Source organism: Agarivorans sp. (genome assembly GCF_050295395.1).
Taxonomy (GTDB): domain Bacteria; phylum Pseudomonadota; class Gammaproteobacteria; order Enterobacterales; family Celerinatantimonadaceae; genus Agarivorans.
The window spans coordinates 1-10,537 of the sequence record NZ_JBNKPP010000064.1; the positions used below are offsets into that span (position 1 = coordinate 1).

The following is a 10,537-nucleotide window of genomic DNA, read 5'->3' on the forward strand; positions in this document are numbered from 1 at the left end:
TGTGACTGTCAACCGCTTTTTTAAAACATTTTAAAAACCCGTTTGAAAGTCGCCAACTCAGCCCTAGGCCTTGCTAGCCCTGACTTGCATCAACGTTGCTCTGCAGCGCTGTGTGCCGTGTCAGTGGAGGTGCATTATAGGCATCGAATCTTTGGGCGCAAGCGTTTTTTGCAAGAAATGCCAAACCCAATCACTGTTTGCTCAAATTCCGTACAAAACGTTCAAAAAGAATCAAGCTAAGCGTTGAATAAGCTAGAAATCGCACAAAAACTAAGGCAACAAACTATGCGTTTGCAATAAAGGTGGCAGCTTCTTTCAACGAAGCAACACAGGCACGAACCTGATTTTTAGTTTCTTCATTCACTGAATATTGTCCTTCGACCAAGATGCGATTCATCACCCCTGCATTTTTAGCCGCCAGCATGTCTGACTCTTTATCTCCTACAAACCACGAGTTAGCGAGGTCGATATTTAGCTCTTCTGCGGCATCGAATAACATTCCTGGCTTGGGCTTACGACACTGGCAGTCTTGACGATAATTCTCGTCCCCATAATCGCTATGGTGCGGACAATAGTAGATGCCATCTAAATCGACACCTCGGTCAGCCAAAGACCAATCCATCCACTCGGTTAAACTGAGAAATTGTTCCTCAGTGAAATAGCCTCGCGCAATTCCCGCTTGATTGGTCACAACCACCAACAACCAACCCGCCTTTTTAAGCTGCTGCATCGCCTCAATGGCTCCATCAATAAATTCAAAGTCATCAATCTGGCTAACATAGCCGCGGTCATGATTAATAACGCCGTCTCTATCGAGGAAAATTGCCGCCTGTTTCATGTTCTATTCTTCAGTTAACGTTTCAATGAAACGCTATTCTACAATACAAAACGCTGAATTTGTTGTTTGAGTTGCTCAGATTTTTGCTCCAGTGATAGAGCCGTTGCAACGCTAGACTCTGCTTCAATCACTGAATCTTTAGCGATTAAAGAAATGCTCTCCAAAGTTGAAGCCACCTCGACCGCCACTGCCGACTGTTGTTCAGTAGCGGTAGCAATGGCTGTTACCATTTCCGTCACGCCTTGAGTTGTATCCATCACTTGGTGTAAGGCATGACCGGCTTGATTAACCACTTCGCGTCCGTTTGATACTAACTCGCTGCTTTGGTCCATGCTCTGTTTCGCTCCTCCGGTTAAGCTGCGGATTTGCTCGATAATTTTAGCAATCTCCTCGGTAGACTCACTAGTTCGGCTGGCAAGATTGCGTACCTCGTCGGCAACTACGGCAAACCCTCTGCCCTGTTCTCCCGCTCTAGCTGCTTCAATCGCGGCATTTAAAGCTAATAAATTAGTCTGCTCTGCCACTCCAGCAATCACATCGGTGATCTTTTCCACTTCTTCTCCGGCTAAATTAAGCTCGGCAATACGCTGATTGCTGGTTGTTACTGAATTTTCAATTTGCTGCATGATAGCGATGGTTTGATTGACGACCTCACCACCCTGACTCGCCAGTACCGCACACTCTTTAGCATGCTCAGCCGCTTGTGAAGTATTGCCCGCAATCTCGTGAGCCACTACCGACATTTGTTCTATCGCAGTTGCAGCGGAATCCACTTTTAAACGCTGCTCATCAAGCGCGCTACCAATATGGGTATTTTTGGAAACAACAAATTGACTATTTTGATCAAGTTCAGTAGCTGTGCCATTGACTTCAGCAATCAACAGTTTGAGTTGCTCGGCCATCATATTCACTGAATGAGTTAATTGGCCAATTTCATCTTTTGAGCGCAGCCTCAAAGCTGGTTGCGACAAGTCCCCACTAGCAATCAAAGCGGCACGTTGACTAAGCGCATTCATATTGTTTTTGATCTGCCGAGTAATAAAAAACACCACCAAGCCACCTAATAAAGCAGCCCCTAAAGCGCCGGAAAAAATCATCACGACAATTTGCTGGCCCAATTTGGCCAATTCAGATTGATGCTCATCGAGGCGGCGTTGCTGCAGCAAGTTAAATTCGGCTAGCTGAGCTTCAATATCGGCCACCAGCGGGATCACTTCATTAGCCATACGGTAATTGGCAACATTCCAATCCTGCGCCGCTCGCATCACAAACAATTCATCGACTAAGGGGGAAAAAATATCCACCATTTCGACAAATTGTTGCCATAGCCGCGCTTGTTCTTCGGTAAACAAGTCGCTGATCTTTTCCACCTCGTCGACTAATTGGTGATGCCGAGAAAAGTAGTCGTAATAGCGTTGTTGTTCATAACTATCACCGTTAATAATGAAGCTACGCAAGCTGGTTAAGGCATTGGCTAGCTCATTGCGAGCCTCACCCATGTTGGCCAGCAAGCGCACTCTTTTTTTAGGGCTATAAAGGCCCGGCAGGGATACTTCTTCCGCCACCGCGCTCGATACTTGATTCATTGCTTCCTCAGCTAAAGGAGCTATATCAAATAACAGCAATGCATGCGCTGGCAGGTTATCTTCACTTTGGGATATTTCGAGAATTTCTTGTTGTAGGTTTTTTAACTGCTTAAAGGCTTGCAATGTGGATTCTGGCACCTGAATTTGACTAAAACTTTGGATCTTAGCCACGCTATCTTCGATATTGAGCCATGCCTGTTCGAAGATAGTCTGAAAGTGTTCGGCTCGTTGGGCCGATGCACCGTGGATGAGATAGGCCCTTAGCGCACTTAAAGATTGCTGAATATGACGTTCAATCTCTTTACTTTGCGCCACCACAGGCAAGCTAACTTCAACGACTTGCCGCTCTTTTTCACTGATTTTTTCTAGCCGCACAAACACAACAACAGCAGACAAAAACATTAACAATACGACAAAGCCAAATGCTGACATTAGCTTATGAAAAATAGACAAAACAATTCCCTTATATCTGATACCGGGTTAATCGATATTTGGCATTTCGACTCACCCGAAGAAATAATTAGCATCCGGCTAATAGACCCAACCTAGGCCAGAATATAAACGCACCACAACGAGAAGTTCCAGACTTTTTAATTGATAAAATAGTAAAATACCAAATTAAATAGCTCAAAAATACATCAACACAATACACCAGCCAAATATAACTCATTGATTTAAAGCCACTGTAAACCCAAATTAAACAACTTAGATAGATGGGTGTTATAGAGGCGAATTTATTTTAATGACTTAAGACTCTGAAGCACCATTGATGAAAGGCGTAACAGAAAACAACAGGAAATTCACTTTTTGGGGCTACCGCATGCTTAAGCAACTAGTGGTATACTGGCGGCTAACACTGCTGTGATAAGCAATAATTTTTTGGAATACTTATGCGCCAGCTTTCAATTATCGCCCTCTGCCTAGCCTTAGCTGGCTGTAGTGGCCATTACCAATTTAACAGTAATCTTGATAAAGAAAATTTTGAAAACTATTTACCAGCCACCGAGGTAGAAGTCGTCACTGAACAATATATTGCTCAGCACCCTCACCAATATTTGGCGGTAGTAGAAGGCATTAGTTGTCAAGAAAAAGCCAACCAAGCGCCACCGCAAGCGGTAGACGCACGTAACCAACTGCGCGAGCAAGCAGCAGAACTAGGCGCCAATGCTGTAGTTATTCAACAATGCTATGACATTGCAGAGCCACAAGGCTGTATCGCCATGTTGAGCTGCTTTGGCAAGGCCTACCAGATAGAACAATAATGCAACACACTTTAGAACCAATAGGCTATATTCGCTCGCCCTATCAACAAAAGTTTTCGGTGCCAAGACAGCCTAGCTTAGTCACCGCGACCACTAGCAGTGTGGAATTTGTAGCGCCATTTAATCAACCAGAAATGCTTGACGAAATTGAGCAATTCAGCCATTTCTGGTTGATCTTTGCCTTTCATCAAAATATCAAGGCAGGATGGAAGCCCAAGGTAAGACCGCCGCGCCTAGGCGGTAATAAAAAAGTTGGGGTTTTGGCTTCTCGCTCGAGCTTTCGTCCTAACCATCTGGGCTTATCATTAATGGAACTGAGCCGAGTTGAACGTAATTCTGGCCAACCTGTTTTGCAATTTAAAGGCGGCGATCTAGTTAATGGCACGCCAATTTATGATATTAAACCTTACTTGCCCTACGCAGATAGTGTGAGTCATGCCAATGCCGGTTATGCTCAAAGCGCTCCGCAGTCCCAATTAGCGGTATTTTGGTCTGAGCAAGCCAGCCAACAAGCGCTGATGCTAAAACTAAGTGAACCGCAATACGGCGTAATTAATCAAGTACTAGCCCAAGACCCTCGTCCTGCCTACAAACAACAGCAACAAGACAATAAAGAATACGGCGTTGCACTGTATCACTTTAATATTCGCTGGCGAATTAAGCTTGACCAACAGCAAATCCCCTTTATTGAAATAGTTGCGATAAGCCATGCAGCTCAACCCTGAAGACTACCAGCAACAACATAAGCAGCGGCTAGCTTGGATGCCTTGGCTTTACTACAAGCTAAAACCGAAACAGCTGCAATGGGCGTTGCCTTGGCAAAACGCCATTCAGCAACGACTGCAAGCTTTAGAAACGGTGGAGATTGCTGAAAATTGCTTTATCGCACCTGAGGCTAATATTTTTGCCGAGCCCGGGCGCTTAATTAGCATTGGCGCTGGCTCCTTTGTTGCTGCACAAAGCTTTTTACATGGGCCGTTGCAGATCGGAGAAAATGTTGCCATCAATCATAATTGCTCAATTGATGGTGGAAGAAACGGTGTAACTATCGGCAATAATAGTCGCCTAGCCAATGGGGTGAAAATTTACGCCTTCAATCATGGCATGGCACCAGAGCAAGACATCTGGCGACAAAACAGCCAGTCTAAAGGCATAGAAATTGGTCAAGATGTATGGCTAGGCGCTAATGTATGTGTGGTAGATGGGGTGAAAATTGCTGACCATGCAGTAGTAGGAATGGGCGCGATAGTGACCAAAGATGTACCGAAATGGGCCATCGTTGCAGGGAACCCCGCAAAAATCATTGGCGACAGGCGCGACAAGGCCTGACAGAGTTTATCTAGCCTGCTACAATCGCCGCAATTTAATCGCTAATAGAAAGGATAGATATGCGTTCTAGCAAATATCTTCTGGCAACTCAGAAAGAAACCCCCAGCGATGCAGAGATCGTCTCTCATCAGTTGATGCTGCGCGCGGGAATGATCAGAAAACTTGCTTCAGGTTTATATACTTGGCTACCCAACGGACTCAGAGTTCTATCTAAAGTTGAACAGATTGTTCGTGAAGAGATGAATAACTCTGGTTCAATTGAAATTAGCATGCCAGTGGTTCAACCTAGCGACTTATGGCATGAAACTGGCCGTTGGGATAAATTCGGCCCAGAGCTGCTACGCTTTAAAGACCGTCACTCGCGTGATTTTGTACTCGGCCCCACTCACGAAGAAGTGGTCACCGAACTAGTACGTAAAGAAGTCAATAGCTATAAGCAATTGCCTCTAAACCTTTATCAAATCCAAACTAAATTCCGTGACGAAGTTCGCCCACGTTTTGGGGTAATGCGCTCACGCGAGTTTTTAATGAAAGACGCTTATTCTTTCCACTTATCTCAAGAGTGTTTACAAGAAACCTACGATGAAATGTACGCCGCCTACTGCCGTATATTTGAACGCCTAGGTTTGGAATATCGTCCTGTGCTTGCCGACACTGGCAGCATCGGCGGCAGTCACTCTCATGAGTTCCACGTATTAGCTGAGTCTGGTGAAGATGCCATCGTATTCTCTGATGCCAGTGACTACGCCGCCAATATTGAAAAAGCCGAAGCCCTAGCACCAGCGGGTGAGCGCGCGGCCCCAACTCAAGAAATGCAGCAAGTTGATACGCCTAATGCAAAAACCATTGCCGAGCTGGTTGAGCAGTTTGAACTGAAGATTGAACAAACCGTTAAAACCTTGATTGTTAAAGCCAGCGAAGAATCAGAGCATACCCTTATTGCCCTCATTTTACGTGGCGACCACGAACTTAACGAAATTAAAGCGGAAAAACTACCGCAAGTAGCTAGCCCTCTCGAGTTTGCCAGCGAACAAGAAATCCGTGATGCCGTGGGTGCAGGCCCAGGTTCATTAGGCCCGGTAAATCTACCCATGCCGGTGATTGTTGATCGCGCAGCAGCACATTGTAGTGATTTTGGCGCAGGTGCCAACATCGACGACAAACACTGGTTTGGTATTAACTGGGAACGCGATGTGGCCTTAGGCGAAGTAGCCGACTTACGTAACGTAGTTGAAGGCGACCCTAGCCCTTGTGGTTCAGGTACGTTAGCAATCAAACGCGGTATCGAAGTGGGGCATATTTTCCAGCTAGGCGAAAGCTACGCTGAATCAATGAACGCCTCGGTACTTAACGAGCAAGGCAAAAACCAAACCTTAACCATGGGCTGCTATGGTGTAGGTGTATCTCGTATCGTTGCGGCGGCCATCGAGCAAAACAACGACGACTACGGGATTATTTGGCCTGATGCTATCGCTCCGTTCACGCTTGCTATTGTTCCGATGAACATGCACAAATCTCACCGCGTACAAGAAGTGGCCAATAAACTTTATGAAGAAGCCAAACAACGTGGTATTGACGTATTGTTTGATGATAGGAAAGAGCGTCCAGGAGTGATGTTTGCCGACATCGAGCTTATTGGTATTCCTCACGTAATCGTGATTGGTGACCGTAGCTTAGATAAAGGGGTTATCGAATACAAAAATCGTCGTAGCGGCGAAAAAGTCGAAGTTGAAATCGACAAAGTCTTCGAACAATTCTAAATCTATTAACGATTACCCAAAAGCTGGCTTAGGCCAGCTTTTTTTGTTTTATAGATGTGTGAGCGAGCTAAGAAAGTCTAAATTTTGCTGTGCTAACATAATATTATGAAGCAACCCCGCAAACCCAAAAACAAACCCAAAGTCGCTCTGGTACTTACCGGGGGCGGCGCTCGCGCGGCTTATCAAGTGGGCGCGTTAAAGGCGATAGCCGAACAATACCCGCGTAACCACGCTAGCCCCTTTTCAATTATCTGCGGCACCTCTGCTGGCGCCATTAATGCCACAGCCCTAGCGGTTTACGCCTCTTGCTTTAGGTTAGGGGTAAAAAAACTAGATTACATCTGGCGCAACTTTCATTGTCACCAAGTATTTCGTACCGATGGCTTAGCCATAAGCAAACAACTTAGCAGCATGCTGTTTAAAAGCATGCACGCCGATTATAGCCAGCAACAAGGATTTTCCTTACTGAATAACGAGCCACTACAGCAATTATTAAATCGCTACCTAAGTTATAAAAGGATCGATCAAAACATCGCTCGAGGAAGCCTACATGCCTTATCGGTTACTGCCTCCAACTACCAAAATGGCCAATCTCTGTCTTTTTTTCAAGCCAAACAACAACAGCAAAACTGGCAGCGCGCCCGACGGCAAGGACAAAAAACTCAAATTCATACCACCCATCTACTGGCCTCTACCGCGATTCCGTTAATATTTCCCGCTGCTCGGGTTGGTCAGGATTATTATGGTGACGGTTCGATTCACCAGCTATGCCCTTTGAGTCCAGCGATCCACCTCGGCGCCGATAAAATTTTGGCCATTCATCTCGAACAACCACGCAGGCTGCATAACAGTATGGACTGCCCTCCCCCCAATAGTGCCGCCATCGCAGGTCACCTACTAGATTCAGTATTTTCGGATACCCTTAATTCGGATTTAGAACGACTCCAACGCATCAATAAAACCATCGAGTTACTCAGCCCAAAACAACGGCAGCAATTAGAGCTTCGCCCTATATCCTCCTTAAGCATCAAACCGCAAATCGATTTTGAGCAAGTCGCTCACGACCATTACCAACAACTACCCTTAAGTGTTCGCTTAATGCTGACCACCTTAGGCATTAAAAAAGACAAACCCTCAGCCATCACCAGCTTTCTAATGTTTGAGCGAGATTACACCAACTATTTGATAAGGGAGGGATATCGCGACACCTTGGAGCAAATTGACAAAATATTGACTTTTATACAAGAATAATCGGCACGAAATTTGCTTTAGCTTGTAATGTCAAGCTTATTTGACGCTAGGTACAAGTTTTAAATAGCGAGTAAAGTCTATATGGATTCATTACAATTAGCCCAAGATAACGTTATAACTCATGGAAAAATAAAGCATTTCCATAGTGAGCTAGAACTTAATCCAAGCCAGAGGCTAAGTATTCTGGAGGCCTTACAAGACAGTCTTCAATTGGACGAATTACTGCAAAACTTTGCCGCTACGGCAAGTAGCTACGTCGAATTTTCCGCACTACGCCTAGTAAGTAATGAGCTACAAAGAGAAATATGTTTATTTGAAGGTCAGCGTTACTATCGAAGCTTTAGTTTAAGCCATCGAAATATGAGCATAGCGAGTCTAACATTTACTCGCGATACGCCTTTTCGTCGCCATGAAATTCATCAGCTACGGCAACTCAGTAAGCTATTACAGTCGCCGCTAAAACACGCGCTACAACTAGCTCGCCTGCAAGAGCGGGTTCGGAATGATTATTTAACCGGAATTGGTAACCGCGCCCACTTCGATGAGTCATTGCATACTTCTATCGAGCAGCAAATGCGCCAGAATCAACAACAAGGTGGCTTAATTTTAATGTTGTTAGATCTGAATAAATTTAAGCAAATAAATGACAAACTCGGTCATCCGGTGGGTGACCAAGTGCTGATAGGTTTTGCCAATATTCTTAAAGCGGTGATTAGAAGCGGCGATCAGGCCTTTCGTGTAGGTGGAGATGAATTTGCTATGCTACTACGCCCTGCTTCCGAACTTTCGGCACAGAAGGTGATTCAGCGCCTACAACAACGTTTAAGCAAATCGCCCCTGTTGGCACAATATGATATCTCAGCCAGCATTGGTTTTAGTCAATGGAAGCCCGGCTGTAACAGTGAGCATTTAATTCAATTAGCCGACCAGAATATGTACGCTAACAAACAGGCAACTAAACTAGCTTAAGCCCTTGCAGGGTAAAGCTATAATGCTCACGTTGCACATAATCGCCAATTGCCACTAAGGTTTCATCATAACAACCCTACGCTAAACAGTTGGCGACCAAGCTAGCTTAAGTCCTTGTGATGCCGCGCAATGAAACTCGCGTTGCACATAGTAGTCGCCAATGGCGACTAATGTATCATCGTAAAATACAAAGGGGATCCGCGCTCTGTGCCAGGGTTCCAATTCGCTCTCTTGCAATAGCTTCTTAATACTACGCCGCCCTAGCCGACCAAAAGCGGCGAAGTCTTTTTGTTCTAGTTGATCGCGAAATTTCACCCTTACCTGCTGCATGGGGCTGGGTGGTAGTAAATTCCCTCCCTTCTGCCAGCTAAGACGACTTCCGTTGGCTAAGTGCAAACGGTTTTGAGTTTGCCAAGGCCAAACCTCTTCTTGGCAAGAGCATTGTAATGCTCGCCTATCCACCAAATAAAGTACCTCTTTATAGCGCCGCAATTCACCCTCAGGAAAAGCCATTGCGACTTTTGCATCGGACTTTGCTTGGCTTTGCTGCAATATTTGCTGAAGCTGAGCATGGCTTGGATAGGCCCAAGCTTGTTGGGCAAACCAATAGCGGATCAGATTTTTTTGACGCACTAGAGATAAGCCCTGTAACTCACTTAAACTTAGCCCTTGCTGGCGAGCGACCTGCCGATAGTCAAGTTCTGCTAATTCATCATGTAAGCTTACGGCCTCTTGCAATAGCTGCACGCTACGTTGACTAGTCGTTAACCACTGTGGCCAGCGCTGAGTTAATTCAGGGAGAATTTGATGCCGCAAAAAATTGCGGTCGAAATCCAAAGATAAATTGCTAGGATCGTCTATCCAAGACAGCTTAAATTGCTTGGCATAAGCTTCAAGTTCTGCTCGGGTTGATTGCAGCAATGGCCGTAACAGTATGCCCTGAGAGAAAACACGACTTTGTGGCATGGCGGCTAAGCCCTGCAAACCACTACCACGCTTTAATGCCAACATGAAAGTTTCAAACTGATCATCTGCATGGTGGCCAGTCAGCAAACAATGGTCACTATCGATATATTTGGCCAAAGCTGCGTAACGCTGCTCTCTGGCTACCGCTTCCAAACTCTGGCGCGACTTAAGCGCTATATCAAGCTTTTCTGCAACAAAGGGAATAGCTAATAACTCAGCCTGTTGCTGGCAATGCTCAAGCCAAGCATCGGCAGATTTTTGTAAGCCGTGATGCACATGGATAGCCTGAAGAGTGAATCGAGGATGTTTTTCTACGTACTCTTTGCTTAATTGCAGTAACACACGAGAGTCTAAACCGCCGCTATAAGCAATAACTAAGCGAGTAGTAGCAGAAGGGAGCAGCTCAATAGCTTGAGAGAAGCGAGATAATAAAGACAATATTAACCTCGTTACAATAAAGGCATTGGATTTACCAATGCCTTTGTTGATCCGCTTAGTCGGATTTAGCAGTAACCGTACGACATCAGACGCTGGTAACGTTGCTCAAGTAAAGTATCAATATCTAAAACGCTTAGC

At 45.3% G+C, this 10,537-nt stretch carries 9 protein-coding genes; 6 read left to right on the forward strand and 3 right to left on the reverse strand.

All coding sequences use genetic code 11. From position 1 onward, the window contains the following. Nucleotides 1-283: 283 nt before the first annotated feature. Together gmhB and ACQY6Q_RS03750 are read right to left on the reverse strand one after the other, a co-directional pair. Nucleotides 284-838 (reverse strand): D-glycero-beta-D-manno-heptose 1,7-bisphosphate 7-phosphatase, encoded by a 555-nt coding sequence (gene gmhB / locus ACQY6Q_RS03745; protein ID WP_427978035.1) that lies wholly within the window; start codon nt 836-838, stop codon nt 284-286. Between the two features lie 38 nt (nt 839-876). Further along, on the reverse strand, nt 877-2,877 hold the full coding sequence (locus tag ACQY6Q_RS03750; protein WP_427978037.1) for a HAMP domain-containing methyl-accepting chemotaxis protein: 2,001 nt from the start codon (nt 2,875-2,877) through the stop codon (nt 877-879). A 437-nt stretch (nt 2,878-3,314) separates the two neighbouring features. On the opposite strand from ACQY6Q_RS03750, the gene rcsF reads away from it, so the two are divergent. From rcsF to ACQY6Q_RS03780, 6 genes are all read left to right on the forward strand, one after another. Further along, nucleotides 3,315-3,686: an Rcs stress response system protein RcsF gene (rcsF, locus tag ACQY6Q_RS03755; protein ID WP_427978039.1), complete on the forward strand. Its 372-nt coding sequence runs from the start codon at nt 3,315-3,317 to the stop codon at nt 3,684-3,686. Beyond that, nucleotides 3,686-4,411: a tRNA (N6-threonylcarbamoyladenosine(37)-N6)-methyltransferase TrmO gene (tsaA, locus tag ACQY6Q_RS03760; protein WP_427978041.1), complete on the forward strand. Its 726-nt coding sequence runs from the start codon at nt 3,686-3,688 to the stop codon at nt 4,409-4,411. The genes rcsF and tsaA overlap by 1 nt, the downstream gene beginning before the upstream one ends. After that, nucleotides 4,395-5,015 (forward strand): acyltransferase, encoded by a 621-nt coding sequence (locus ACQY6Q_RS03765; RefSeq protein WP_427978043.1) that lies wholly within the window; start codon nt 4,395-4,397, stop codon nt 5,013-5,015. The genes tsaA and ACQY6Q_RS03765 overlap by 17 nt, the downstream gene beginning before the upstream one ends. A gap of 59 nt (nt 5,016-5,074) precedes the next feature. After that, nucleotides 5,075-6,775 carry a proline--tRNA ligase gene (locus tag ACQY6Q_RS03770; RefSeq protein WP_427978045.1) on the forward strand — a complete coding sequence of 567 codons (1,701 nt, stop codon included), beginning with the start codon at nt 5,075-5,077 and terminating at the stop codon, nt 6,773-6,775. A gap of 105 nt (nt 6,776-6,880) precedes the next feature. After that, nucleotides 6,881-8,026 carry a patatin-like phospholipase family protein gene (locus tag ACQY6Q_RS03775; protein WP_427978047.1) on the forward strand — a complete coding sequence of 382 codons (1,146 nt, stop codon included), beginning with the start codon at nt 6,881-6,883 and terminating at the stop codon, nt 8,024-8,026. Between the two features lie 81 nt (nt 8,027-8,107). Next, nucleotides 8,108-8,995, forward strand: a complete 888-nt coding sequence (locus tag ACQY6Q_RS03780; protein ID WP_427978049.1) for a GGDEF domain-containing protein — start codon at nt 8,108-8,110, stop codon at nt 8,993-8,995. Nucleotides 8,996-9,076: 81 nt separating this feature from the next. On the opposite strand, the gene tilS is transcribed toward ACQY6Q_RS03780, so the two are convergent. Beyond that, on the reverse strand, nt 9,077-10,399 hold the full coding sequence (gene tilS / locus ACQY6Q_RS03785) for a tRNA lysidine(34) synthetase TilS (RefSeq protein WP_427978051.1): 1,323 nt from the start codon (nt 10,397-10,399) through the stop codon (nt 9,077-9,079). Between the last annotated feature and the right edge of the window lie 138 nt (nt 10,400-10,537).